The sequence below is a fragment of the Lachnospiraceae bacterium GAM79 genome, from assembly GCA_020735665.1.
Classification (GTDB): domain Bacteria; phylum Bacillota; class Clostridia; order Lachnospirales; family Lachnospiraceae; genus Coprococcus.
Genome location: CP085928.1, coordinates 1,758,576 through 1,783,462, shown reverse-complemented (window position 1 = coordinate 1,783,462; position 24,887 = coordinate 1,758,576). Strand labels below are relative to the sequence as shown.

26 protein-coding genes and 1 tRNA gene are annotated in these 24,887 nt (G+C 41.7%); 24 read left to right on the top strand and 3 right to left on the bottom strand.

The window, feature by feature from the left end; all coding sequences use genetic code 11:
- Positions 1-171 precede the first annotated feature (171 nt).
- The 15 genes from LK416_07990 to LK416_07920 all read left to right on the top strand — a co-directional run bounded on the left by LK416_07990 (position 172) and on the right by LK416_07920 (position 14,088).
- On the top strand, positions 172-1,263 hold the full coding sequence (locus LK416_07990; GenBank protein UEA73634.1) for a GGDEF domain-containing protein: 1,092 nt from the start codon (positions 172-174) through the stop codon (positions 1,261-1,263).
- Positions 1,264-1,472: 209 nt separating this feature from the next.
- Entirely contained in the window at positions 1,473-2,600 is a 1,128-nt protein-coding gene (locus tag LK416_07985) for an SIS domain-containing protein (protein ID UEA73633.1), read from the top strand.
- A complete protein-coding gene (locus tag LK416_07980) occupies positions 2,597-3,007 on the top strand; it encodes a hypothetical protein (protein ID UEA73632.1) in 411 nt (136 codons plus the stop codon). Before LK416_07985 ends, LK416_07980 begins: the two co-directional genes overlap by 4 nt.
- 36 nt (positions 3,008-3,043) lie before the next feature.
- Positions 3,044-3,511, top strand: a complete 468-nt coding sequence (locus tag LK416_07975) for a PTS sugar transporter subunit IIB (GenBank protein UEA73631.1) — start codon at positions 3,044-3,046, stop codon at positions 3,509-3,511.
- A gap of 22 nt (positions 3,512-3,533) precedes the next feature.
- A complete protein-coding gene (locus LK416_07970) occupies positions 3,534-4,328 on the top strand; it encodes a PTS sugar transporter subunit IIC (GenBank protein UEA73630.1) in 795 nt (264 codons plus the stop codon).
- The gene (locus LK416_07965) at positions 4,318-5,148 is read left to right on the top strand and encodes a PTS system mannose/fructose/sorbose family transporter subunit IID (protein UEA73629.1); all 831 of its coding nucleotides are present in this window, start codon (positions 4,318-4,320) and stop codon (positions 5,146-5,148) included. Before LK416_07970 ends, LK416_07965 begins: the two co-directional genes overlap by 11 nt.
- 27 nt (positions 5,149-5,175) lie before the next feature.
- A complete protein-coding gene (locus LK416_07960; protein ID UEA75887.1) occupies positions 5,176-6,027 on the top strand; it encodes an amidohydrolase family protein in 852 nt (283 codons plus the stop codon).
- Positions 6,027-6,455 carry a secondary thiamine-phosphate synthase enzyme YjbQ gene (locus tag LK416_07955; protein UEA75886.1) on the top strand — a complete coding sequence of 143 codons (429 nt, stop codon included), beginning with the start codon at positions 6,027-6,029 and terminating at the stop codon, positions 6,453-6,455. The genes LK416_07960 and LK416_07955 overlap by 1 nt, the downstream gene beginning before the upstream one ends.
- A 22-nt stretch (positions 6,456-6,477) precedes the next feature.
- The gene (locus LK416_07950; protein UEA73628.1) at positions 6,478-7,491 is read left to right on the top strand and encodes an SIS domain-containing protein; all 1,014 of its coding nucleotides are present in this window, start codon (positions 6,478-6,480) and stop codon (positions 7,489-7,491) included.
- A gap of 18 nt (positions 7,492-7,509) precedes the next feature.
- Positions 7,510-7,767 (top strand): HPr family phosphocarrier protein, encoded by a 258-nt coding sequence (locus tag LK416_07945; protein ID UEA73627.1) that lies wholly within the window; start codon positions 7,510-7,512, stop codon positions 7,765-7,767.
- A 28-nt stretch (positions 7,768-7,795) separates the two neighbouring features.
- Positions 7,796-9,415 (top strand): phosphoenolpyruvate--protein phosphotransferase, encoded by a 1,620-nt coding sequence (gene ptsP / locus LK416_07940; protein ID UEA73626.1) that lies wholly within the window; start codon positions 7,796-7,798, stop codon positions 9,413-9,415.
- A gap of 123 nt (positions 9,416-9,538) precedes the next feature.
- On the top strand, positions 9,539-10,300 hold the full coding sequence (locus LK416_07935; GenBank protein ID UEA73625.1) for a GntR family transcriptional regulator: 762 nt from the start codon (positions 9,539-9,541) through the stop codon (positions 10,298-10,300).
- A complete protein-coding gene (locus tag LK416_07930; GenBank protein ID UEA73624.1) occupies positions 10,290-11,024 on the top strand; it encodes a GntR family transcriptional regulator in 735 nt (244 codons plus the stop codon). The genes LK416_07935 and LK416_07930 overlap by 11 nt, the downstream gene beginning before the upstream one ends.
- A gap of 94 nt (positions 11,025-11,118) precedes the next feature.
- Positions 11,119-11,679 (top strand): NUDIX hydrolase, encoded by a 561-nt coding sequence (locus LK416_07925; GenBank protein UEA73623.1) that lies wholly within the window; start codon positions 11,119-11,121, stop codon positions 11,677-11,679.
- 138 nt (positions 11,680-11,817) lie between these two features.
- A complete protein-coding gene (locus LK416_07920; GenBank protein ID UEA73622.1) occupies positions 11,818-14,088 on the top strand; it encodes a glycoside hydrolase family 3 C-terminal domain-containing protein in 2,271 nt (756 codons plus the stop codon).
- Positions 14,089-14,314: 226 nt separating this feature from the next.
- Here the strand turns inward: LK416_07920 and LK416_07915 are convergent, their stop codons facing one another.
- A complete protein-coding gene (locus tag LK416_07915; GenBank protein UEA73621.1) occupies positions 14,315-15,049 on the bottom strand; it encodes an N-acetylmuramoyl-L-alanine amidase in 735 nt (244 codons plus the stop codon).
- A gap of 284 nt (positions 15,050-15,333) precedes the next feature.
- Here LK416_07915 and LK416_07910 point away from each other — a divergent pair, with 284 nt between their 5' ends.
- A complete protein-coding gene (locus tag LK416_07910; protein UEA73620.1) occupies positions 15,334-16,185 on the top strand; it encodes an amidohydrolase in 852 nt (283 codons plus the stop codon).
- A gap of 312 nt (positions 16,186-16,497) precedes the next feature.
- On the opposite strand, the gene LK416_07905 is transcribed toward LK416_07910, so the two are convergent.
- Positions 16,498-16,570: transfer RNA gene (locus LK416_07905), tRNA-Gln, on the bottom strand.
- A gap of 214 nt (positions 16,571-16,784) precedes the next feature.
- Between LK416_07905 and LK416_07900 the strand changes: the two genes are divergently transcribed.
- The 5 genes from LK416_07900 to LK416_07880 all read left to right on the top strand — a co-directional run bounded on the left by LK416_07900 (position 16,785) and on the right by LK416_07880 (position 21,043).
- Positions 16,785-17,513, top strand: coding sequence for an acyl-ACP thioesterase (locus tag LK416_07900; protein UEA73619.1), 729 nt, complete (start codon positions 16,785-16,787; stop codon positions 17,511-17,513).
- Positions 17,510-18,343, top strand: coding sequence for a S1 RNA-binding domain-containing protein (locus LK416_07895; GenBank protein UEA73618.1), 834 nt, complete (start codon positions 17,510-17,512; stop codon positions 18,341-18,343). Before LK416_07900 ends, LK416_07895 begins: the two co-directional genes overlap by 4 nt.
- A 94-nt stretch (positions 18,344-18,437) precedes the next feature.
- Positions 18,438-19,550, top strand: coding sequence for a 3-dehydroquinate synthase (gene aroB, locus LK416_07890; GenBank protein UEA75885.1), 1,113 nt, complete (start codon positions 18,438-18,440; stop codon positions 19,548-19,550).
- Between the two features lie 101 nt (positions 19,551-19,651).
- Positions 19,652-20,032: a RidA family protein gene (locus LK416_07885; protein ID UEA73617.1), complete on the top strand. Its 381-nt coding sequence runs from the start codon at positions 19,652-19,654 to the stop codon at positions 20,030-20,032.
- 69 nt (positions 20,033-20,101) lie between these two features.
- Positions 20,102-21,043, top strand: a complete 942-nt coding sequence (locus LK416_07880) for a CPBP family intramembrane metalloprotease (protein ID UEA73616.1) — start codon at positions 20,102-20,104, stop codon at positions 21,041-21,043.
- A gap of 641 nt (positions 21,044-21,684) precedes the next feature.
- Here LK416_07880 and LK416_07875 read toward each other — a convergent pair.
- A complete protein-coding gene (locus LK416_07875; GenBank protein ID UEA73615.1) occupies positions 21,685-21,885 on the bottom strand; it encodes a DUF378 domain-containing protein in 201 nt (66 codons plus the stop codon).
- A 376-nt stretch (positions 21,886-22,261) separates the two neighbouring features.
- Here LK416_07875 and LK416_07870 point away from each other — a divergent pair, with 376 nt between their 5' ends.
- The 3 genes from LK416_07870 (at position 22,262) to cadA (ending at position 24,768) form a co-directional block, all read left to right on the top strand.
- Positions 22,262-22,549, top strand: coding sequence for a metalloregulator ArsR/SmtB family transcription factor (locus LK416_07870; protein UEA75884.1), 288 nt, complete (start codon positions 22,262-22,264; stop codon positions 22,547-22,549).
- A 24-nt stretch (positions 22,550-22,573) separates the two neighbouring features.
- Positions 22,574-22,792: a heavy-metal-associated domain-containing protein gene (locus tag LK416_07865; protein ID UEA73614.1), complete on the top strand. Its 219-nt coding sequence runs from the start codon at positions 22,574-22,576 to the stop codon at positions 22,790-22,792.
- Between the two features lie 104 nt (positions 22,793-22,896).
- Positions 22,897-24,768 carry a cadmium-translocating P-type ATPase gene (gene cadA / locus LK416_07860; protein UEA73613.1) on the top strand — a complete coding sequence of 624 codons (1,872 nt, stop codon included), beginning with the start codon at positions 22,897-22,899 and terminating at the stop codon, positions 24,766-24,768.
- Positions 24,769-24,887: the final 119 nt, after the last annotated feature.

Genomic DNA, 24,887 nt, shown 5'->3' with positions numbered 1-24,887 from the left:
TGTACAGGAGGTATTTTTACATTATGTATAATAATTGAAGCAAAAACTGTCGATTTTTAGGTACTTTTGACAAAAAACAGTGGACGATATGGCTTATATAGTGTAAAATCAAAAATGTGGGTGCTTTCATGCGAAAAGAAAATTGGTGGAAACGTACAAGGAGAATTCGTAATGAATAATGATACAATAAATGTTGATATCAGTAAAAAATGGCGGTTGTTGTTGTGGAAGGTATTTTTGTCGGCTGCGATCATGTTCATGGTTGTGGAAGTAATCATATGTCTGGTAAAAAAAGATTTGGGAATGACGCGAGGAGCGTATATGGGGTTATATGTAGCAATTCCTCTTGTCATATATGCAGGGGTGTTGTCCGGAACCGTATATGTTTTGAAAAAAAACAAGCTGACCGAGAACGGAGCTGACTGGCTGGTATCCATGATGATGTTTGTGATCTTTATTGTTCCGGCATTTGAGCATTATAATGCGATCGTACTAGCGCTGTTGCCTATGGTTTCAATCGTGATCACAGCCGTATTTGCGAATCAGAATATTACACTGGTGATGACGCTTCTGACATTCTGCAGTCTGATCATTAATGATATCCGTCTGTATAGCCTGTTTGAGTGGAAGGAGATTAGCTTTGGGGCGTATGTAACAGCTTCATTTGGGTTGGTTTTAGTTTTGAGCGTGGTAACCTTCTTGTTGAATATGCATACGAAAGAGCTGATGGAATCCATCGGTAACTTCACAGTTCGTCAGATGAATCTTATGACAGAGCTTCGTAAAGATCCGTTGACAGGATTATATAACAGACGTTCCTTTGAGGAGAGCCTGGAGAAAGAAATCCAGCGTACAGAAGAAACCGGAGAGAAAGCATATATTGCGATTTTTGATATCGATCATTTCAAGAATGTAAATGATACATACGGACATAGCAATGGTGATGTGGTTATCAAGGCACTTTGTAAGATGCTAAAGGAGAAATCCAAAGACTATGGTCTTGCATTCCGTTACGGTGGAGAGGAATTTGTTATACTGTTCAATAATATTGAATTGCCGAAGGTTATCAATGTAGTAGAGGATGTAAGAACAGAATTCCGATGCTACTACTTCCAGTTCATGAATAACAGTGGAATCACCTGTAGCTGTGGTGTTGCGGAATATTCCAAAGGAGAGAGTGCAAAGGCATGGTTCAATCGGGCAGATAATTCGCTGTATCAGGCGAAGGAAGCCGGACGTAACCGAACCGTTGTGAGCGAATAAGATAATAAAAAAAAGAAATCAGTAATTTAAAAACAGTGATATCTAAAAAACAGAGAAATTGGTACTACAAGTATGCCAGTTTCTCTGTTTTTTTACATGTTTTCAAATTGGTATAAAAAAATATAAAATTGGTATTGCAAAACCAGTTGATAGGTGGTATATTATGTTTACAAAGTGGTTCACAAAAAGAACCACAAAAGGAGATGAAAATGGAGAAGGATATGGAATATTATATTCAGGTTTCCGGTCGTATCATGAAAGATAATCTTGATAAAAGAAAGTCTCTTACCCAAAAGATATGCGACTGGTATCTGGATCAGGACAAAGAAGATATATGTCTGATCGCATCCGGATCGTCCCTGAATGCAGCATATGCAGCTCGACCATTTCTTTTAAAATACAGTAAATTTGATATCAGTGTATTAAGTACAGTGGAATATCTGGATGTTTACCGGGAGAGAGAAAAGAACCGGTTTACGATTTTAATATCCCAGAGTGGATGCAGTACAAACATAATTGAAATTATGAAGGAGCTGGATAAAGAGCATCAACCATTTGTTTTGTTAACAGGGAATGAGAATGGCAGTGCAAGCAGATACACGGATCGTCTTGTGGAGTATGGAGTTGGGAATGAAACGATTGATTATGTAACTCTTGGATATTCTACTTTGGTCGAGTTTCTGATGCTTATGATACTGGAGATAGGTTTTCAAAAAAAAGAAATCAGTGATCAGGAATATGAAACTGCAGTAAGCCAGATCCGGAAAGCTTGTGAAATGCAGGAGCTTTGCCTGATACAGGCGAAAGAATTGGTACAAAAACGATATCAGGATCTTTTGTGTATGGAAAAAGCAATACTGGTCGGCGATGGAGCCAATCTGGCAACGGTCAGAGAGGGAGCGTTGAAATTTCAGGAAACTCTGAAAGTCTCGACGGTATATTATGAGAGCGAAGAATTTATACATGGACCGGATATGCAGCTAACTCCGGATTATTCGGTTTTCTTTATAGACTGTGGTAAAACCTCTGATCGACTGTATGATATTTATAAAGCAACATCGTTGATCACGGAACATTGCTATATGATTACGGATCAGGTTCACGATAAACGAAATGGACAGATTCGGATACCATGCCGGCTTCCGGCAGAGATCACACCGTTATATACAGCTGCATTGTTTCAATATATAGCGGCTCATGTAACAAAAGAAAAAAATAATTTTACTTGTCATCCGCTGTTTTCCCGGATGGAACAGGCTGTTTCGCCAAAAACAGAAGACTATGACAGGATTATGAAAGAAAAGCTTGAAAGGAGCAGAAGGGAGGAGAACGGATGAGAAAATATGTCTTAGCAACACACGGAAAGATGGCCGAAGGAATGTTGACAACGATTGAAATGCTGGCAGGTACACAGGAAAATCTGACCTGTATCAATGCTTATACAGATGAATGCCCGGATCCGCTTCCGGAATTAAAGAGAATTGTTGAAGCGAATTCAGAGGCAGAGATTGTGATAATGACAGATCTTTTAGGCGGAAGTGTGAATAATAATGCATCCGCATTATTGTCTGATCCAAGGATACATGTTGTTGCCGGTGTGAATCTGGCTGCAGTGATCGGTATCCTGTTGAGTGCAGAGGATCAGGATACGGCATCTGTAATTGAAAGTGCGGTTGCAGAGGCTAAAGATATGATGGTTTATTGTAATACAGTAAATGCAACGTATGATGATGATGATTTTTAATCTGTGTATTGACAGAAAAGAAAGGAGAAGGTTTATATGATTAAATCAATTCGTGTTGATTATCGTCTCTTACATGGACAGGTAGCAGTGTCATGGACAGCATCATTAGGGGCAGATTGCCTGCTGCTGGTAAGTGACACGGTTAAAAATGATCCGCTGAGATTAAACGCACTAAAGATGGCGAAACCATCCGGAACAAAGGTTGTAGTAAAAAATACAGCGGAAGCTGTAGAGGCATTGAAAAGCGGGGTAACTGATAAATATAAATTATTTATCATCTGTGAAACGGTAGAAATAGCCAAAGCAATCATTGAAGCTACAGGAGAAAAGACATTAAATATCGGCAACATTGCATACCATGAAAATGCAAAATTATATGGTAGAAGCGCATATATGGATGCAGCCGAGCTGGCTCTGGTAAAAGAGATGGTTGATGATGGCGTTGATGTATTTATTCAGATGATCCCGGCTGATAAAGTAATTAAATGCAAATCGCTGTTTTAACGGATGAATGGAGGGACAGATTATGATATTAAAAACAATACTTATTTTTCTGATCGGCCTGCTTGGTTATTCAGAATGGCTGCTTGGTACAAGCTGCCTGCAGCGACCGATCGTTCTTGGACCGTTAGTAGGTCTGGTAATGGGAAACCTTCCGGCCGGTATTATTATGGGTGCAACTATGGAACTTGCACTTGTAGGAGCCGTATCGATCGGTGCATATAATCCGCCGGATCTGATCGCAGGCACTGTGCTCGGTGTTTCACTTGCGATTCAGTCAGGAGCCGGAGCGGAAACAGCTTTAGTACTTGGTATTCCGATCGCAACCGTAATGCTTGCGGCAAATACCGGTATCTGCCAGCCGTTGATGCTTGTTATGATCCACAAATGTGACCGTGATGCTGAAAAAGGTAATATACGGGCATTTAACAGAGATTATCTGATCGCAGGATATCTTCAGAATCTTTTTGGTATTGTCTGCATCCCACTTGCATTTTATTTTGGCAGTGATGCAGTAACAGCACTTCTTGGTAAAATACCTGAATTTGTTCAGTCCGGTATGGATATAACAGCAGCACTGCTTCCTGCACTTGGTTTTGCAATGCTTGCACAGCAGATGATGAATCGCAAGGTTGCACCATTTTTCTTCCTTGGCTTTTTCCTGGTATCATACCTTGGAATATCCACAACAGGAGTTGCGATTTTTGCCGTACTTATTGTGATAATCGGAGTAACATTCGGCATATTCGGAGACAAGCAACAGGGGGAAGTACCGGTAGTTGAAAACGCAGATAACGGAGGTGATTTTGATGAGTTCTAAGATACATGCAGACTACGATAAGGTAGTTACGAAAAAAGATCTCACAAAGGTGTTTTTAAGAGAGATCACATATGAACATACATGGAATTATGAACGAATGGGAAATGTAGGATTTTGTTTTTCCATGTATCCGGTTTTAAAGAAACTGTATCCGGATAAGAAGGATCTGGCAGCTGCTATGAAGCGTCATCTGACGTTATATCAGACCAGCCATTATCTTGCAACATTTCAGATGGGTATCACAGCCGCAATGGAAGAGGAAAATGCACAGGATGCAGATTTTGATACAGATTCGATTGGCGCAGTAAAAACAGCATTAATGGGACCTATAGCAGGAATCGGCGATTCTCTGTTCTGGGGCACGATCAAGGTAATCGCAACAGGAATCGGATGTTCACTTGCCTTGCAGGGGAACATTCTCGGACCTATTCTCTTCCTTTTGATCTTTAACATTCCGGCATATCTCTGCAGATGGTTTGGAGTATTCCTTGGATATAAAATGGGTCGTGAATCCATGGCAAAGATTGTTGAATCCGGTTTGATGAAGGTAGTTATGGAAGTAGCCTCTATCATGGGTATCATGGTAGTTGGCGGCATGACGATGGATATGACGTCGATTAATTTTGTAACGCAGATTGGAAGCGGCGAAGAAGCAAGTACAATTCAGGATCTGTTAAATGGCATTGTCCCGGGCCTTCCGGTGCTGTTGCTATTTGGAGTTACTTACTGGTTATTGAAGAAGAAGGTTAATCCGTTGCTTATTATGTTGATCATGCTTGTACTTGGAATAGCAGGAGCATTCTTTGGCTTCCTTGGTTAAAAAGGAGGTAGTAGTAAGGTGAAAAAAATAGTAATTGATATGCATGTACATCCTGCATTTTTAGAGCCGGTATGCAAAACGGAATATCAGAATGAATTTGCAAAAAAGATGTATGGCTTATACAAGACGGATCAGATCCCGGTTGATGCACTGTTAACCTTGATGGATTGTTCCGGAGTGGATAAAGCGGTTTTGCTTCCACTGGATCTGACTACGGAATATGGAGGCATACTAGGAACAAATGACCAGATAAAGGAATTGACAGCAACATATCCGGATCGTTTTATCGGATTTGCCAGTGTAGATCCTCACAGGCCGGATGCGACAGAGATACTTGAAACAGCATTTGCAGAGTATCATCTGGCAGGTCTGAAGCTGCATCCGTCAAAGCAGAAGTTCTATCCGGGAGACGAATACATGGAGCCGATATATCAGATATGCGAGAAGTATAATAAACCGATCGTGTTTCATTGCGGAATGTCGGTAGAGCCGGATACCTTATCTAAATATGCGAGGCCGGTTGAGTTTGAAAAAACAGCATACAGACATCCAAAGCTTCGAATCTGTCTTGCACATTGCGGATGGCCATGGGTGCAGGAAACTTGTATGCTGATGCTCAAATACAGAAATGTTTATGCGGATACAGCATTCCTGTATTTTGATACAGCCCCGGAGTTTTATCACAAGGTATTCGAAGTGGATATGGGACCGCACTGGATCGATCGAAGCTTCAGACATCAGATCATGTTTGGCTCTGATGATCCGCGGTTAGAGATGCGGAGAATGAAAAAGGCTATAGAAGCTATGGATATAAGAGAATCTACCAAGGATCTGATATTTGGACAGAACGCGATTGAGTTTCTGGGATTGGAGGTATGATGGTAACACATGGCAGTATAGAGGTGCTGACAAAAGAATATAACTGTCTGGTGAAAATTACAGATGATATCAGGCAGGTTGTAGAAAAAAGCAAAATCAGAAATGGTGTTGTATATGTTATAACAGCACATACGACAACAGGAATTGCAGTTAATGAAGGATTGGAGTGCCTGGAATATGATATTGGGCATCTGATGGAAAGACTTGTTCCTGAGGATGGAGAATATGCCCATGGAAGGCTGTTAGATACCTACGGTGCGATGGCAGGCAATCCGACCGGACATTTAAAAGCCCATCTGACCGGAAATCATTGTGTATTCCCGGTTATAGATGGAAAGCTGAAAAGTGGAAGTGCACAGGACATATATCTGTGTGAATATGATGGACCGCAATATAGAACAATTTATATAACTATTATAGGGGAATAAAAAATAACAGGAGGAAAGAACTATGGCATTAAAAAAATTTGACGCAGAGAAATATTTAAAGGACGGAGCAAAGACATACTCATTAAGAGGAGAGGTTGAGGCATTGATTGACCGGATCACGGCAAAGGAATATGACAGCGTATGTATGATTGGTATCGGTGGAACATGGGCAGAATGGTATCCGGTTGTAGAAGTAGCCAAGAAATATACAGATCTTCCAATCTATCTTGAAAATGCAGGTGAATTTCTGGTAAAAAATAAAAAACATATTACAGATAAGACTCTTGTATTTACCTCTTCTGCATCAGGCAATACTATGGAGATCTTGAAGGCAGTAAAATATTGTAAGGATCAGGGAATCAATGTATATGGATTTACAAAGGATGAGACAACTCCTTTAGCAAATCTGCTGACAGACCCGATTTATAATGCATGTGGTGACTGTGAGCATTCTTACTTATTATACTATTTTGTAATGCTCCGTATCTTAAAGAACAGAGGAGAATTTCCACATTATGACAGATGGGCAGATCAGATGGAAAATCTGTTTAAGGATCTCCTTGCGGTAAGAGAAAAATTTGAGCCAAGAGCGATCGAGATCGCAAAGACATATGCACATGAACCATATACAATGTTTACAGGCTCCGGTGTCCTTTGGGGTGAGACCTATCTCTTTACAATGTGTATCTTAGAGGAGATGCAGTGGGTTCGTACAAAGACTGTTTCATCTGCTGATTTCTTCCATGGACCATTGGAGTTAGTTGATGACAGAGTTCCGGTATTTGTAATAAAAGGTGAGGACGAATATCGACCATTAGATGAAAGAGTAGAACGATTTGTAAAAGAACATACAAAGAAAGCTGTTATTATTGATACCAAGGATTACATTCTGGATGGTATCGATGATGAGTTCCGTGTAATCTGCTCTCCGATGATCATTACCGCGATATTAACAGAACGACTTGCTATTCATTATGAGCAGAATACAGGACATAGTCTGGAATTCAGACGTTACTATCGTCAGTTTGAATATTAAAAAGGTCAGGCGGTTATTATGGTTGAATTCACATATGTAATTACAGATGAGCAGGGACTTCATGCCAGACCGGCTTCACAGTTTGTTATGGCTGCTGCAAAATGTAAGAGCACAGTATCCGTAACATTTGGATCCAGAACCGTAAACGCAAAAGGAGTTATGGCAGTTATGAGTCTGGGAGCAAAAAAAGGTCAGGAGATCCTGATAAAAGTAGAAGGTGAAAACGAGGCAGAAGATGCAGCAAACCTGAAAGCGTTCGTTCAGGAAAATCTGTAAAAAGATCGGATTTTAAAGAGGTGACAATATGGTAATATTACAGGGTAAAAGTGTATTTGGCGGAGTTGCTATCGGGAAGATACAATTCTTTAAAAGGGACGAAATCCAGATAAAACGACGTCATGTCGATGATCCGGAGGCGGAAATACGCCGCTTCCGGACTGCAAAGGAAAAAGCACTTTCTGAATTGCAGCAGTTATATGACAAGGCACTTACTGATGTGGGAGAAGCAAATGCCATGATCTTTGAAGCACATCAGTTAATGCTTGAGGATCCGGATTATAATGATTCTGTAGAGAATATTATAAATACACAAAAGGTAAATGCTGAATATGCAATAGGTGTCACATCTGATAATTATGCAGCAATCTTTGAAGCGATGGATGATGCCTATATGCAGGGAAGGGCAGCAGATGTAAAGGATGTATCGAACAGGCTCCTTTCCCAGTTTGCAAAAAAACAGAATGCTTCATTTGAAATGACGGAGCAGGTAATCATCGCGGCAGATGATCTGGCACCAAGCGAGACTGTTCAGCTTGATAAAGATAAGGTGCTGGCATTTATTACAGTGGAAGGCTCGGCAAATTCCCATACAGCGATTCTTGCCAGAACCATGAATATTCCGGCTGTTATAGGAATCGGTGATACATTAACACCGAAATATGACGGAAGACTTGCAATCGTAGACGGTCAGGAAGGAAAGATCTATATTGATCCGGATGAAGAAATCCTTGTTGCCATGAGAAAAAAACAAGCTGTCGAACAGGAACAGCGTGAGCTTCTGGAGACATTGAAGGGCAAAGAAAATGTAACCAGATCCGGGCAGAAGATTAACCTTTATGCCAATATTGCCAATGTATCAGATGTAGGAGCGGCACTCCGAAATGATGCCGGTGGTATCGGGTTATTCAGAAGCGAATTCTTATATCTGGAAAATGAAACTTATCCAACAGAGGAACAGCAGTTTGCAGCTTATAGACAGGTAGCGGAAATGATGGCCGGAAAAAGGGTGATCATCCGTACGTTGGATATCGGAGCAGATAAACAGGTTGGATATTTTAATCTGGAAAAAGAGGATAATCCGGCAATGGGGTTCCGTGCGATCAGGATATGTCTGACCAGACCCGAATTATTTAAGACCCAGCTTAGAGCTATTTTCAGAGCATCCGCGTATGGCCAGATTGCAATCATGTTTCCGATGATCATTTCGGTATCAGAGGTTCGTCGTATTAAAGAGATAATGGACGAGGTGAAGACCGGACTTCGTGCAGATGGAATAGCATTTTCCGATCAGATTGAAACCGGTATAATGATTGAGACTCCGGCTGCGGTTATGATCAGCAGAGAGTTGGCAAAGGAAGTGGATTTCTTTAGTGTCGGAACAAATGATCTGACGCAGTACACTCTGGCAATTGATCGCCAGAACCGGAATCTGGATTCCTTCTATGATTCACACCATCCGGCGGTGTTATCTATGATCCAAATGGCAGCAGAGAATGCTCATGCAGAAGGAAAGTGGATTGGAATATGCGGTGAACTTGCAGCCGATCTAAGTCTGACAGAAAGGTTTTTACAGATGAACATTGATGAGTTATCAGTTGCACCGGGTATGATACTTCCGTTAAGGAAAAAAATAAGAGAGTTATAAAAAGTATACAGAGACAGATCCGCACATGTACGGGTCTGTTTTTGGTCTTATAAACTGACATTTCCTGCTTGTTTGCGTTTGGAAAAGTTGCTATACTTAATAGAGTACAGGAGGGAGTTTGCCATGAAATTGATGAATAAAGATGAGTTTATTGCGTATGAATTAAAATTTTACTTTATGAAAAATAAACTGAAAGAAGGAGAAAAACTCCCATCTGAACGGGATCTGGCTGAACAGTTTGGGGTACAGAGAGCTACCGTCAGATCTGCATATAAATTATTAGAGGATGAAGGGATCATAGAATGCAGGGAACGGAGCGGCAACTACATAGCCCACAGAAGAATGATATCCAATCTTGACCGAATTCGATCATTCAGTGAAAAGCTGGAAAAGATGGGGGCACAAACAAGAAGCAGACTGTTGGCGTTTGAGCGTGTGGAAGTAGATAAGGAACTGAATAAAAGTATTAAGCTTCCGTTAGGAACTCCGTTATTCAAAATTACCCGTATCCGTATGGTCGTAGAAGAAGACAGGGCTGTTCCGATCACCATAGAATATTCATATATACCGGAAAGCAAGGCTCCTAAGCTGATGCGGTTTGATCTGGAAGATAATTCGTTATTTGATATTTTGATTCAGGAATATCATCATATTCCCAAAAAACAGGAATTAACAGTCGGAATTGTATATGCTGATGAAAATGAAGCCAAAGCCTTGAATGTTGACAAGCTGACTGCTCTTGTAAAAAAAGAGGGAATCACATATGACGAGAAAGGTGAGGTTCTGGAATATCTGCAATCGGTGATCAATAAAGAATGGGTCGCATTTGAAAAAGAAGATCCTGTCATTAAGCAAAAGATGGAGGAGGTGCTCCATGGATTATAGAATGCCATTATATATTCAATTACAGGATTCTATTATCAAGAAAATAGATGAAAAAAAATATCTGCCGGGTGAAGCAATACCAAGTGAGAGAAAAATGGCGGAAGCCTATGGTGTGAACCGTATGACCGTAAAACGTGCGATCAGTAAGCTTGTAGAAGAAGGATATCTGGTTTGTAAACCGGGTTCCGGAACGTATGTTGCACAAAGAGATAAGAAAAAGATCGATCTGGATAATTCAAATGAAGCAGGAAATACCGGCATCACAGCGACGCTCCGTAAGGGTGGAATGGAGGTAAAAAACCGCCTTCTCGGGACCGGTGAGATCACAGGAAGTAAATATCTGGGATATAAGCTTGGAATTTCGGATGATGAGATGATATATGGAATTTACCGGGTACGATCAGAGGGTGATATACCATTTGCAGTGGAGTATACATATGTACCGAAAAAATATTTTGATGATCTGGATGAATTTGATTTCGCCAAAGTATCTTTATATGATTATATGGAAGCAAAAGGACATATGCCATGCCATTTTGGACAGAAGCTGGTCATATGTGAGGCAAATGAACGGCTCGCAGAGCTGCTGCAGGTGGAACGTGGAACTGCGATTTATAAGATCGATTATCAGGGTGCGGATGCAGATTATAATATTGTAGAGTTTACCATGAGTTATCTGAATCCTGCTTATACAAAATTCCGATTTGATGTTGAGGTTCCTTAAAGGAAAGACATAAGCGCTTCTGTTACGGATCATATGGATCTTGTTATGCCGGCTTCGGTTTATAATATTAGTACTTGAAAGGTGTTATTTGAAAATGCAATTCAAAAAAGTAGAAAAGAAATGCGAAGGTAAATTTATTACCCGCTATGATATAACATATGAGACAGTGGATCATCAGAAGAAGGTATATGAGATGATCAGCCGGAATGGTGACATTACGGATTTTGAAGGACTGCATGGCAAAATGGCAGATGCAGTTGTGATCATTGCTACGGATGAGACCGGCGAGAAGATACTGATCGATAAGGAATTCCGTCTTGCTCCGGGAGAATGGGTATATAACTTCCCGGCAGGTCTGATCGATCCGGGTGAGACACCGCAGGAGAGTGCGAAGCGTGAGCTTCGTGAGGAGACAGGGCTGGAATTATATGAGATCGATGATTTCATCGGAACCAGCTACAGTGCGGTTGGTTTTTCAAATGAAACAAATGTCTGCGTTGTTGGAAAGGCACGGGGAGAGTTCCATAAGAGTACCTCTACATTAGAAGAGATTGAAGCCGGCTGGTATACAAAGGCAGAAGTCAGAGAACTTCTTAAGAAAGCGAAATTTGCAGCGAGAACACAGGCATACTGCTATGTGTGGAGCAGGGAATAGAGGATAAAAAGTAGAATTTAGAGGAGCACAGGGGACGAAACTTGAAGTGAAAGCCGGCACAACGGTTCTTACAGCCTGCAGCAACCGTATCGTTTGCAGATAAGGGTTGTAAATATCTGGACAGAAAGGAAAAATACGATGCTTCACAAAGATTATGAAAGAAAGATCGATCAGTTAGTAAATGAACTGACATTAGAAGAGAAAATAAAGATGATCCATGGTGCGGGTCTGTTCCGCACCGGGGCAGTAGAAAGACTTGGAATCCCCCCAATCGTGATGTCGGACGGCCCGACAGGGGTGCGGTTCGAATTCTTTAATGATAACTGGGGCAGAGCCGGACATAATGATGATGGAGTTACATATTGTCCGAGTAACAGTGCGATCGCCGCAACCTGGAACCGGGAACTGGCAGGAAAATCAGGAACGGTACTTGGAGAGGAAGCCAGAGGACGTGGCAAGGATATCATACTTGCGCCGGGTGTCAATGTCATGCGGACGCCGCTTTGCGGAAGAAATTTTGAGTATTTCAGTGAAGATCCATATCTGATATCAGAGATGGCGGTTCAGGTGATCGAAGGGATCGAGAGTTCTGATGTGGGGGCCTGTGTGAAACATTTTGCTGTTAATAATCAGGAAACAGAGCGGAACTGGGTGAATGTCGAGATCGATGAACGAACGCTCCGTGAGATATACTTGCCTGCATTTGAAGCAGCAGTAAAGAAAGCAAAGGTAAGATCTATTATGGGTGCTTATAATCTGTTCCGTGGGGTTCATTGCTGTGAAAATAATGAACTGCTCGGTGAGATACTGCGGAAAGAATGGAATTATGACGGCCTGATCGTTTCGGATTGGGGTGGCATCCACGATACAAAGGCCGCAGCAGAAAGCCCGATCGATGTAGAGATGTCAATCTATGCAAACTTCGATGAATACTGCATGGCAGATCCATTGTTAAATGCGGTAAGAAATGGTGAGATCGAAGAGGAAAGAGTTGATGAAAAAGTAAAGAGTATTCTCCGATTCATGCTTCGTGTCAAGATGATAGATATTGTAGAAGTCGAAAGTGGGGACAATGAACAGACGGCTATATCCGCTGACTGTACGGAACAGAAGCCGGCTGTCTATGCGGTTCGTGACCGGAGCCGGAAGAAAGGAAGTTATGATACTTCAGCACATCAGGATGCAGTGTTAGAGACAGCCAGAGAATCAATTGTACTGTTAAAGAATGAAGAACAGAGACTGCCGCTTGCACCTGAGAAGACACATCGGCTTCTGGTGATCGGACATAATGCAGCAAAGCTTCATTCAAATGGTGGCGGAAGTGCGGAGATTGCGGCACTTTATGAGATCAATCCACTGCTTGGCATTAAGATGGAGCTTGGCGGTAACTGCGAAGTGACCTATGCAGAAGGTTATTATGTACCGGATAAGAACAGACAGCAGGTACTGAACTGGCAGGAGGTAAGTCTGGATGAACTGGCATCGGAGCAGGGGGCTTATGAAGGAAATGATCCGGAAGGAAAGAAGATCCAGAAGGCACTTCGTGAAGAGGCGGTTGCACTTGCTTCTGAATATGATGATGTGATCTTTGTTGGCGGTTTAAATCATGATACAGATGAAGAAGGATACGACAGACCGGATCTGAAGCTTCCATATCATCAGGATGAATTGATCACGGAACTTTTAAAAGTGAATCCGAATATGGTCATTGTCATGATGGCGGGAAATCCGGTCGATATGAGTGCATGGATTGATGATGCAAAGTCGATTGTATGGATGAGTTATGCAGGAATGGAAGGTGGCAGAGCACTCGGTGAAATCCTGTTTGGTGAAGTTAATCCATCCGGTAAACTTGTGATGACCATGCCAAAATCTCTTGATCAGATACCGGCGATGGTTTTTGGAGATTTCCCCGGAAGAACCTTAACGGAAGAAGAACATGAAAGAATGAATGCGAAATTGACGGAGACATACAGAGAAGGTGTATTTGTCGGATATCGGTATTATGACAAATATCAGATCCCGGTACAGTTCCCATTTGGCCATGGATTATCTTATACGGCATTTTCCTATGGGGATATGCAGGTAAAAGAGTCGGATGGTCAGACATTCAAGGTACAGATCCCGGTAACAAATACCGGAAAGCTTGCCGGAAAAGAGACGGTAGAGCTGTATGTCGGAGAAACGGAAGTAAGTCCGGAGAATCCTGTAAAGGAGTTGAAGGGCTTCTGCAAGTTATCACTTGCACCGGGAGAAACAAAGTATGCGGAATTTGAATTGACAGCCGATGCATTCCGTCATTTTGATGAGAAGACGGATGCGTGGAAGGTCATAGCAGGAAGTTATACGATCTATATCGGAAGTTCTGTTTCTGATATTCGATCGGTAACAACCATAACAATAAAATAATTAATAGATAAAATGCCGGTATGAACGGTCTGTCTGCCGGTACTATGAACATCACGTTTGCCTACCTTCTTTCATACAATTTTATATGCATATGTCTCCGCTGCGATAAAGTCGTTTGCAGCTCCGACATAGCACAAAATTGTATGAAAATCAGTCGGCTTCTCTATGGATGTTTCATAGTACCGGCTGATAGATCGTTCATACCGGCTTTTATATACATATTGTTTTATTGATATTCGTTGAGCCATTCTATTATGCCGTTTGCGATCGCGGCGGCGTAATCGTCCATGTTATCATCGTAAAGCTCTACGTCTTTTTCGTTGCTGATAAAGCCCATCTCGATGATCAGACTTGTCATATTTGTCTGTTTTATAACGATGTAATCGTTGTCACTGTCAAACTGTGTTCCGGTACGGACACCACGGTTATCGGAGATTCCGACCTTTTCCAGATTGGACAGGATGGTTTCTGCGATCGCATGGTTCTTTTCGGAGCCGGAGCTGTAGATCCATGCTTCTACACCACAGGCCTCAGGATTTGCTGCGTAGTTCCTGTGGAGTGCCAGATAGAGATCAGCGTCGCAGTCATTTGCAATCGTAGCACGTTCTTCGGAAGAAACGGTAGAATCATCATCACGCGTCATGACAACTTTTACTCCGTTTTTCTTTAATAGTTTTGCAACCTTTAAGGAAAGCTTCAGGTTTCCGTCTTTTTCATGAATATTATTAATTCCGGTTGCCCCGATGTCGGAACCGCCATGTCCCGGATCCAAACAGACTGTGTATTTTCCGTCCGGTTTTATGATCGAGACAGCATCCTTGCCGCTTTTTGACCGGCTGACCGCCAACAGGACGGACAGAACGATAACGGTGATGAGCAGGACGATGTTGACACCGATCAGGAATTTTATGACAGACCGCATCTGTGTAACGGTCAGTTTCTTTTTTGTTTTTCCAGCCATAATGTATAAAACTGCCGGAGCAGCCCTTTCTGTTTCTAGTTTATTCTCAACTAAGATACTCTAAAATGATCGGATTTTCAATACGATAGAAAAGATTTAATATTTACATATATCGGTGAAATGCGGTGTAACATGGAACCGGCAGGCGATATAATTTGGCATTTTATATAGAAAAGTGCGAAAGAAATTAATAATTTTCTGAAAAATTTAATATTGTCAAATGAAAACGTGGGTGTTACCCTAAATATAGGGTGGCAGGGAGAAGATAAGAAAAGGAATAAAAGATGATCGTAGATTTTCATACTCACACATATCCGGATAAAATAGCTTCAAAGACACTTGAACTGTTAGTAAGTAGATCAAAGACAAAGCCGGCATCAGATGGTACACTTGCAGGCTTGCAGCATTCAATGACGCAAAGCGGTGTTGATATCTCTGTTGTCCTTCCTGTTGTAACTGCACCACATCAGGTGGAGCGGATCAATGCCGTGGCAAAGACAGTAACAGCCCAGTTTACGGGTAGTGGCGTCTGGTCATTTGGCGGAATCCATCCCGGAAATGATAACTATAAAGAGATTTTAAATGGTATCAAGTCTGCCGGATTAAAGGGAATTAAGCTGCATCCGGATTATCAGGATGCCATGTTCAATGATATCCGTTATAAACGGATCATCAGTTACGCAACAGAGCTTGGTTTGGTCGTTGTGGTTCATGCCGGAGTAGATATCGGACTTCCATCTGTAACACATTGTACACCGGACATGGTGTGTGAGGTATTAGATGAGGTTCAGCCGGAGCGGCTCGTTCTTGCACATATGGGTGGCTGGAATCTCTGGGACGAGGTACTTGCGAAGCTGTGCGGAAGAAATGTATATATGGATACAGCATTTTCTTATGGAGAGATTGCATGGCTTTCGGGTGCTGAACATCGTTGGAAGCTGGCATCGGAGGAGATGTTCCTGAAACTGATCAGAGCACATGGAGCAGACCGGATCGTATTTGGAACAGACAGTCCGTGGACAGATCAGAAGCGAGCCATAAAGGACATACAGGCACTTCCGTTATCAGATGAAGACAAGAAAAAGATCCTTGGAGAAAATGCATTGCAGCTTTTGGGACTGCCGGATGCAGAATAGAAAATATAAAATGAAATATACAATATATTTGAAAGCATTAGAGGATTCATACATAAAAGTAAAATAAATTCCCGATAAATTAGTAAAAATAGACATTGCACAAAAATTAAAAATATGTTACAATTTTGTTACAATAAGAAAGGGAGAGAAGATAGCTCCTAAGACATCCGAAATTTAAGTTGTTGTTTTTTTCACAAAAAAATATTCATAAATACAAGGGACTGCCTGTAAGACGGCGGTCCCTTTCCCCTTTCCCTTTAGTATTATTTTTGCACAAAGAAAAAGAACCAGATCACATCTGGTTCTTAAGAGCTGGGCTACAAGGATTCGAACCTTGAAAATGCTGGAGTCAGAGTCCAGTGCCTTACCATTTGGCGATAGCCCATTGCTGTCAACAGATGATATTATATTATAACAGTTTGAAAAAAGCAAGCATTTTTTTAAAAAAATTACAAAAAGTTATTTATACGCAATGAACACGAAAAAATTGAGAATAAAAATCAATGGAAATAGAAAATCCAGGTAGAAATAATAGCCCGGCTGTTGTATAATGGGAACACTTGTGGAGATGACATTATAATAGGAAATGGAGAATACATATGTACAGTTTTGATGCGATCGTAAGATACAGCGAAACGCATGGAAGACCGGAAGCAAATGCGGCAACGATAGCAAATTACTTTCAGGATTGTGCGATCTTCGATTCAGAACAGGCAGGAATTGGAATTGAATATCTGAAGGACCATAACCGGGCATGGTTTCTGATCTCATGGCAGATCGATGTGGAGCGGTATCCGGTATTACAGGAGAAGATCAGGGTTGGAACCTGGGCATATGATTTTAAGGGTTCCATGGGATATCGTAATATAGTTATTCGGGATGAGAATGGAGCGAATATTGTACAGGCAGCTTCCCAGTGGAGTTATATTGATACTGATACGCTTCGTCCTGTAAGAATTGAGCCTGAAGTAGGAGAAGCATATCCTCTTGCAGAAAAGCTTCCGATGGAATATGCTCCGAGAAAGATCCGGCTGATCGAAGGCATGGAAGAGACAGACAGAAGGGTTGTTCTGCCTTATCAGATTGATTCGAATAACCACATGAATAATGAAGCATATATTGCGCTGGCGTTGGAATATATCGATTCGGATGACATGATCTGTCAGATCAGAAGCGAGTATAAGCGGCAGTTTGTAAAAGATGAATGTATCGTAATAAAGAAAGCAGAAAGAGATGATCTGATACAGTTTGTATTTGCAGATGAGGAAGATCAGACCAGATGTATAGTAGAATTTAAAACAAAGAGAACGGGGAGACAGACAGCATGATCAAGATTGGCGAATGGAACCATTTAGAGGTTGTAAAAGAGAAAGATTTCGGCATTTACCTTGCCGAGAAAAAATACGATGACGAGGAAGTTCTGCTTCCGAAGAAACAGGTACCTGCGGGAACAAGAATGGGAGATCAGTTAGATGTATTTATTTATCGTGATTCCGCAGATCGTCTGATCGCAACAACAAATCATCCGATCATAACGATGGGAGAACTAGCAGTATTAAAATGTGTCAATGTGACAGGCATCGGTGCATTTATGGACTGGGGACTGGAAAAAGATATCCTGCTTCCTTTTAAAGAGCAGACAAGCAAGGTAAGGGAAGGTCAGTCGTATCTGGTCCGGATGTATGAGGATCGTTCCAAGCGTTTGTGCGTCAGCATGAAAGTATATGCCTATCTGGAGACACAGTCCCCATATAAGGCAGGAGATGCGGTAAGCGGAACGGTATTTGAATTTAATCAGAATCTTGGAGCATTTGTTGCGGTTGATAATCGCTATTCAGCCCTGATCCCGATGAAGGAGATCCATTCCCGGATCAATGTGGGTGAGACGGTAGAAGCCCGTGTGGCAAATGTCAGAGAAGACGGCAAACTCAATCTGAGTTTACAGAAGCCGATCCGTGAGCAGATCAACAATGACAGCGAGATGGTATACAATATCATCGAAAGCTATGGAGGAACTTTACCATTTAATGACAAGGCAGATAAAGAAGTGATCGAGAAAGAGTTCGGACTCAGCAAGAATGCATTTAAGCGTGCGGTCGGACATTTGTTAAAAGAGGGTAAGATCCGGATCACAGAGAAAAACATTATCATCAAATAACGGATTCATAAATGAGCAGGAATGTTCAGCAGAAACAAAAAGACAGCTATGCGTGTTATATGGCTGGAAAGTACCAGGAAATGAAAGGATGAATATGAGTAATTTCAAGGTTGAATTAAAAAAAGTAGTAGACGACAGCTATGAGATCGAGATCGGATATGAGTTGGAACAGAAGCTGATCGATGATCTGAAGGCTGGTCTGGTTGGAAAAATATCCAAATTCGTAGTAGTCACAGACAGTAATGTAAAAGAGCTATATGCGGACAAGATTTATAAGATGCTTGAAGAAGCAGGATACAAGACAGATCTTATCAGTTTTCCGGCAGGAGAACTGAGTAAGACCAGAGCGACAAAGGAGTATGTAGAAGATACCATGCTTGCAAAGGGATATCGGAGAGATTGCTGCATTATCGCCGTTGGCGGTGGCGTGGTGACAGACCTTGCAGGATTTGTAGCCGGAACCTATGGCAGAGGAATTCCATTTATCAATTATGCAACGACATTACTTGCGGCAGCGGATGCATCTGTGGGAGGAAAGACAGCGGTCGATACACCGCTTGCAACCAATCTGATCGGACTGTTTAATCAGCCGCAGAAGGTATATCTGGATATCGCAACATGGAAGACACTTCCACAACGGCAGTTATCTTCAGGTCTTGCAGAGACGATCAAGCATGCCTGCCTTGCAGACAGGGAATTCTTCGATTATCTGTCAGAGCATATCGAAGATGTGCTTGCAGTAAAGGATGAGGTATGCAGACATATCGCAGAGAAGAACTGCGAGATCAAATATCAGGTCGTTATGAAGGACGAGCGGGAAAGCGGCTTGCGTGAGGTCTTGAACCTTGGACATACGGTTGGAAGAGCCATCGAGACAGTCAGTGATTATAAGCTGTTGCATGGAGAGGCCGTTGCGATCGGTCTGGTTGCAGAGGTGAAGATGGCAGAACATTTTGGCTACTGTACAGCAGAGGATGAAGCAGCTATGGTTGCCATGTTGAAGCAGGCAGATCTTCCAACGGAGATTCCGGATTATATAGACCGTGAAGCTCTGGTTAAGAAGCTGTATACCGATAAGAAGGTCAGAGACGGACATTTGCGTTTCGTTTTACAGCATGGAATCGGCGCGATCGAGGTATTTGATGGTGACCAGTACGCAAAAGCCATACCGGAGAGTCTGGCAAGAGAGATCATTATGGAGATGTAGGCATTTGCTTACAAGGGATGATTTTTCACAATTCATAGAATATGCGAAGTAGAATTACACGATAAAATATTCAATATATAAGATTTCAGGAGGATATAAAAATGGATAAGAAGATAATCAGCACAGAGAAAGCACCGCAGGCAATCGGACCATATTCACAGGCAATCGTTGCTAACGGATTTTTATTTACGTCAGGAATGGTTCCAATCGATCCTGCAACGAATCAGTTAGTAGAAGGAGATATCACAGTTCAGGCAAAACAGGCAATCTCAAATCTGAAGAATCTGATCGAGGCATCCGGTTCATCCTGTGACAAGGTTGTAAAGACTACAGTATTTATTAAGGATATGAACCAGTTCTCAATTATCAACGATATTTACAAAGAATATTTCAACAAAGATTTCCCTGCACGTTCCTGTGTAGAAGTTGCAAGACTTCCAAAAGACGTACTGATTGAGATCGAAGCAGTAGCAGTTGTATAAATAAAGATTTTAAAATGATGGTGTGGCAGATATATGAATGATATCTGCCGCATTATTATAAGAGGGTATATGGAGACAAGAAAGAAAATTTTTGGAGCTGAATGTTTGTTTACAGCATTGATCGTAGTGTATGAGATCGTAACGGTGCTGGCGTTATTTACAGATCTGTTTTCCGGCATTACGATAAAACAAAACATATTATTCAGTCAGAGTTTGATATTTGTACCAACAGTGTTATATTTGTTCATCATGAGAAAGCACGTAAAGGATATCATCTGGTTTCGGAGATTTCATCCGTTGACACTCCTGCTGCTTCCACCGTTGGTTCTGTTTATGGAGCCACTTATTACATTGTTAAATGCAATCTCAATGTTATTTGTGCGAAATGAGATCAGCCATGCAGCTTCAGCACTGGTTGATCATAATACACTTGGAACTTCGCTTTTTTTCATGGCATTTTTGCCGTGTGTGATAGAGGAACTGGCGTATCGTGGTGTCATGTTCGGAAGCTTTCATGAAGCCGGCAGATTAAAGGCAATATTGATGTCAGGCTTTTTATTTGGACTGATGCATATGAATTTTAATCAGATGGCATATGCGATCATGATCGGTTTGGTCTTCGGTTTTGTCGTAGAAGCAACCGGAAGCATTATTCCAACAATGATCATGCATTTTCTGATCAATGGTTTTTCTGTTGTTATAAAGCATATTGCAAATATCATTCCGATGTTAAAAGATCAGGCGGAAAATACAGAAGTAACACAGACGATGCTGCTCAGCACCATCCGGGCATATATACCTATGGCGCTGGTTGGCACTGTAATATCAGTAGGAATTATTTATCTGCTTGCGACTATAAATGGCAGAATGGAGAGTTTCACCTCTGTATTCACGGAACCTTTTAATCGGTACGATGAAAATGGCAAAAAGCTTCGCCTGCTTACCCCGCTTATGATCGTGGTCATCATCTACTGCCTGATCCGCTGCGTTGTCGAAGAATTTTTATTTTAACGATGGCAAAATGCCAACCAAATGAATCTGATCTGGTACCTACCCTATTATAAATGACTTGCTGCGGTTTCTATTCATTGCACATGTCTTATCCGCTCATGCTCTTGTGCTAACTCGTCCTTCGGACTCAGACAAGCACCCGCATTCGCTGACAATGTGCAATTCATCAAGAAATCCTCGCTAATGTCATATTATAATAGAGCAGGTACCAGATCAGATTTGTTTGGTGGGCGTTTTGTTGCTATATGTAAATGAGTAATAAAAAGATAAACAGAAAAATACACCATTCGATATACAGGGATTTATCCAGTTTCGAGTGTTGGTGTTTTCACTATGAAAAAACATTCGCGAGTTTATCATAGTGGAAATATCAATAGCAGAAAAAATCTCCCATTGTGGATCGTAAATCCCTCTTTGTATGCTGGTTCTTTCACTAAAATATGACATATGCGAGGCTTTCGTTGTATGGTGCACATTGCCAGTAAATACGGGTGCCTGTCTGAGCCGAAGGCGAGTTGGCACAGGAGTATTTACGGATCAGGCATGTGCAACATACAGAAAACGCAGCAGGTCATTGTTAGTGGAAGAACCAGCATATGAAGAGGGCACACAACCATAAGGGGGATTTTTTGCGTGTTCGGCTAGTCCTCGTTGCAGATCAGACCGTAGAAGGAGATCAGGTACAGTCCGGCGATACCAACGAGTGTGTAGATGATTCTGGAAAAGGCGGAGCCGGTTCCGAATAAAGCATCTACAAGATTAAAATTAAAGATTCCGATGATACCCCAAACGATCGCCCCAACGATCACAAGAGTAAGACAAATAACATTAAATACTTTCATGGCATTCCTCTCTGATTTCTAGTTATTTGGACATTAGTTTTTGGCAAGGTGTCGCAAAATTAATGGTTCCATATCTCTAGTTTGTGCGAACATGGAAAAAATATACTGCCATTATAAGGAAAAATGTATAAACAGGATGAAGGTATAAAATGAAAAATATAATATAGTGGATCTGGCGGCAGAAATTTATTTGAAGCAAATATAAAAATCAGTTGACAGGGTGCAAACATAATGTTATATTAAAAACAACATATGAACAGATATTCAAATGTTCAATAAAAACAGCGAGAGGAGGAACAGAATGAATACGGACAGCAGGGAAGCATGTGAATGCAAAGAGAACGATATTGCTGAGATCACCGCTGAGATTAATGAGATGATGCCGGACGAAGAGAATCTGTATGATCTGGCCGAGTTGTTTAAAGTATTTGGCGATTCTACCAGAATCCAGATCTTATACACACTGCTGGATCACGAAAAAAGTGTTGGTGACATTGCAGAAGAGCTTGGAATGAATGCATCTGCCATTTCTCATCAATTAAGAGTGTTAAAACAGGCGAAGCTGATCAAGAACCGCAGAGCCGGAAAGAATATGTTTTATGAGCTTGCCGATGACCATGTAGCAGTGATCATGCGAATGGGACTTGAGCATATATTTGAATAATAAGAAAGGTTAAAGGTGGATATTATGAAGAAGAGATATAATTTAAGTGATGTAGATTGTGCAAATTGTGCAGCAAAGATGGAGGAGCAGATCAGCAAGTTACCGGGAGTTAACAGCGCATCTATCAGCTTCATGGCACAGAAACTTACATTAGACGCAGATGAAGACAAATTAGACGAGATCTTAAAGCAGGCAGAAAAGATCATCAAGAGCATTGATGAGGAAGCTGCGATCGAATATTAGAAATAATGCAGATCTGAATATTAAGACGTTACAGATTTACATAAGCTGAAAGAGAAGATAAAATAAGAAAATTATCGCAGATAGCAGAAAAAAGGTGATGGATTATGAGTAAGAAGCAGAAAAAGATGTTAATTCGAATCATCGTTGCACTGGTGGTATTTATCGCATGCGAGATTGCAGAGAAGCTCATCCATTTGAATGGAGTGTGGGATACAGTTGTAAAGGCTGCGATGTTCGCAGTACCATATCTGATGGCAGGATATGATGTCCTTTTAAAGGCAATCAAGAATATCAGCAAGGGTCATGTATTTGACGAAAACTTCCTGATGGCAGTTGCAACTGTAGGCGCATACGGAACCGGAGAATTTGGCGAGGCGGCAGCCGTTATGCTGTTCTATCAGGTCGGAGAATGGTTCCAGAAATATGCAGTCAACAGATCAAGAGCCAGTATCACAGATTTGATGAACATTATGCCGGAATATGCAAATATTGAAAAAGATGGACAGATCGTTCAGGTAGAACCGGAGACAGTTGCGATCGGTGATATCATCATCGTGCAGCCGGGTGAAAAAGTTCCTCTCGATGGTACTGTCATCGAAGGGGAAACATTTGTAGATACAGCAGCGCTTACCGGTGAATCCGTACCTAGAAAGCTGTCTGTTGGTGACGAAGTGTTAAGTGGCGTGATTAACCAGAATGGTGTGATCCGTGTCAAGGTATCAAAGGAATTTGACGATTCGACCGTATCGAAGATTTTGGAACTGGTGGAAAATGCAAGTACGAGAAAAGCACAGTACGAGCAGTTCATTACCAGATTTGCAAAATACTATACACCGATCGTGTGTTTCCTTGCACTTGCAGTAGCGATCATTCCGCCGATCTTTGTAGGTGAATTTGGCAAATGGTTCCACCGTGCATTGATCTTTCTGGTAGTATCCTGTCCATGTGCATTGGTCATCTCTATTCCACTTAGTTTCTTCAGTGGAATCGGCGGAGCATCCAAGGCAGGTATCCTTGTAAAAGGAAGTAACTATCTGGAGCTTCTGGGTAAAGCAAAGATTGCCGTATTTGATAAGACCGGAACTCTGACAAAGGGTGTATTCAAGGTTGTAGAGACATGCGCAAATGGAATCAGTGAAGATGATCTTCTGGAGCTTGCAGCATATGGCGAGTATTACTCCAACCATCCGATCGCAGCATCAATCAAGGCTGCATATAAGGGAACGGTACAGATCGACCACCTCGATGGATATGAGGAAATCTCCGGAATGGGTATCAAGGTTTTAAAAGATGGAAAAGAAGTGTTAGTCGGAAATAAAAAGCTTTTGGATTCCAGAAAGATATCCATAGCAGGCGCAAAACAGCCATCCAAGGTTGGAACAGTCCTTTTCGTAGCGGAAAATGGTGCATATAAGGGATGTATCACGATCGCTGATGAGATCAAGGATGGTGTTAAGGATGCGATTGCATCAATCAAGAAATGTGGGATTGATAATGTTGTTATGCTGACGGGTGATAAGAAAGAGGTTGCTGACAGTGTAGCAAAAGAGCTTGGCATTGATACTGTATGTGCAGAACTGATGCCGGGTGATAAGGTAGATAAAGTAGAACAGCTTCTCCGCGAGAAGGATGAAGACAGTACATTGATCTTCACCGGTGACGGAATAAATGATGCGCCTGTTTTAATGCGTGCCGATGTCGGTATCGCAATGGGAGCTATGGGTCAGGATGCTGCGATCGAAGCAGCAGACATCGTTCTGATCGATGATGATCCGGGCAAGATTGCCGTAGCATATGCAATTGCCAGAAAGACGGTTCATATCGTGCAGCAGAACATTGTGTTTGCACTTGCTGTCAAGATCATTGTTATGGTACTCGGTGCCCTTGGTTTTGCAAATATGTGGGCAGCGGTATTCGCCGATGTCGGTGTTGCCTTCCTCGCGATCATCAACGCAACCCGCGCGCTGAAGCCATGATGTAAAAAGATATGGGTGCGTAGAGATATATAGCCTCCGCCATACAGATTACCCTGCCATAATGACATTGTGAGAATTTCGTCGCGAGTTACACATTGTCAGCGAATGCGGGCGCATGT

Coding starts and splice junctions, on each gene's coding strand:
- LK416_07990 (UEA73634.1), top strand. CDS start 172: ATGAATAATGATACAATAAATGTTGATATCAGTAAAAAATGGCGGTTG.
- LK416_07985 (UEA73633.1), top strand. CDS start 1,473: ATGGAGAAGGATATGGAATATTATATTCAGGTTTCCGGTCGTATCATG.
- LK416_07980 (UEA73632.1), top strand. CDS start 2,597: ATGAGAAAATATGTCTTAGCAACACACGGAAAGATGGCCGAAGGAATG.
- LK416_07975 (UEA73631.1), top strand. CDS start 3,044: ATGATTAAATCAATTCGTGTTGATTATCGTCTCTTACATGGACAGGTA.
- LK416_07970 (UEA73630.1), top strand. CDS start 3,534: ATGATATTAAAAACAATACTTATTTTTCTGATCGGCCTGCTTGGTTAT.
- LK416_07965 (UEA73629.1), top strand. CDS start 4,318: ATGAGTTCTAAGATACATGCAGACTACGATAAGGTAGTTACGAAAAAA.
- LK416_07955 (UEA75886.1), top strand. CDS start 6,027: ATGGTAACACATGGCAGTATAGAGGTGCTGACAAAAGAATATAACTGT.
- LK416_07950 (UEA73628.1), top strand. CDS start 6,478: ATGGCATTAAAAAAATTTGACGCAGAGAAATATTTAAAGGACGGAGCA.
- LK416_07945 (UEA73627.1), top strand. CDS start 7,510: ATGGTTGAATTCACATATGTAATTACAGATGAGCAGGGACTTCATGCC.
- ptsP (UEA73626.1), top strand. CDS start 7,796: ATGGTAATATTACAGGGTAAAAGTGTATTTGGCGGAGTTGCTATCGGG.
- LK416_07935 (UEA73625.1), top strand. CDS start 9,539: ATGAAATTGATGAATAAAGATGAGTTTATTGCGTATGAATTAAAATTT.
- LK416_07930 (UEA73624.1), top strand. CDS start 10,290: ATGGATTATAGAATGCCATTATATATTCAATTACAGGATTCTATTATC.
- LK416_07925 (UEA73623.1), top strand. CDS start 11,119: ATGCAATTCAAAAAAGTAGAAAAGAAATGCGAAGGTAAATTTATTACC.
- LK416_07920 (UEA73622.1), top strand. CDS start 11,818: ATGCTTCACAAAGATTATGAAAGAAAGATCGATCAGTTAGTAAATGAA.
- LK416_07915 (UEA73621.1), bottom strand. CDS start 15,049: ATGGCTGGAAAAACAAAAAAGAAACTGACCGTTACACAGATGCGGTCT.
- LK416_07910 (UEA73620.1), top strand. CDS start 15,334: ATGATCGTAGATTTTCATACTCACACATATCCGGATAAAATAGCTTCA.
- LK416_07900 (UEA73619.1), top strand. CDS start 16,785: ATGTACAGTTTTGATGCGATCGTAAGATACAGCGAAACGCATGGAAGA.
- LK416_07895 (UEA73618.1), top strand. CDS start 17,510: ATGATCAAGATTGGCGAATGGAACCATTTAGAGGTTGTAAAAGAGAAA.
- aroB (UEA75885.1), top strand. CDS start 18,438: ATGAGTAATTTCAAGGTTGAATTAAAAAAAGTAGTAGACGACAGCTAT.
- LK416_07885 (UEA73617.1), top strand. CDS start 19,652: ATGGATAAGAAGATAATCAGCACAGAGAAAGCACCGCAGGCAATCGGA.
- LK416_07880 (UEA73616.1), top strand. CDS start 20,102: ATGGAGACAAGAAAGAAAATTTTTGGAGCTGAATGTTTGTTTACAGCA.
- LK416_07875 (UEA73615.1), bottom strand. CDS start 21,885: ATGAAAGTATTTAATGTTATTTGTCTTACTCTTGTGATCGTTGGGGCG.
- LK416_07870 (UEA75884.1), top strand. CDS start 22,262: ATGATGCCGGACGAAGAGAATCTGTATGATCTGGCCGAGTTGTTTAAA.
- LK416_07865 (UEA73614.1), top strand. CDS start 22,574: ATGAAGAAGAGATATAATTTAAGTGATGTAGATTGTGCAAATTGTGCA.
- cadA (UEA73613.1), top strand. CDS start 22,897: ATGAGTAAGAAGCAGAAAAAGATGTTAATTCGAATCATCGTTGCACTG.